Source organism: Mesorhizobium sp. BHbdii (assembly GCF_053848045.1).
The window spans coordinates 1-438 of the sequence record NZ_JBSPKX010000229.1; the positions used below are offsets into that span (position 1 = coordinate 1).

At 61.6% G+C, this 438-nt stretch carries 1 protein-coding gene; it reads right to left on the reverse strand.

Going from position 1 to position 438, the window contains the following annotated elements; genetic code table 11:
- Positions 1-275, reverse strand: a 275-nt coding sequence (locus ACWTU8_RS32775; protein WP_455851371.1) for a MaoC/PaaZ C-terminal domain-containing protein, incomplete at its 3' end; no start/stop codon positions are given.
- Between the last annotated feature and the right edge of the window lie 163 nt (positions 276-438).

Sequence of the window (438 nt, forward strand, 5' to 3'; positions counted from 1 at the left end):
GCCTGGGTGTTTTCCGGCACGATGCCCATGCCGAGCGCCAAGGCGCCGATGATCGACAACGTCAGATAGCCATGCGCGATCGTCGTGCGGAACGGGCTTTGCCGCCGCGCGCGTTCAGGGTCGACATGGATCCATTGGTGGTCGCCGGTGCATTCGGCGAACTGGTTGATACGGTCCTGATCGACCGTGGTCCATTCCGAGACGCCGAGTTCCTGCCCGGACATCCTTCTCAACTGCTCATAGGTCGGCGGCGTTTTAGGCCGTACTTCGTTCATTCCTGCTTTCCCGATCGCTTGCCGTGCCTCCGGACCACGAACGGATGGCCCCTGTCAATTCGCCTTGCACGAATCCGTTCCGCCGAATTCCGGCTGAATCGTGCCATGCCTTGCCATGCAATGGCAGGCCGAATTCGGATTTTCGGGCCTCCAGGGGTCGCCG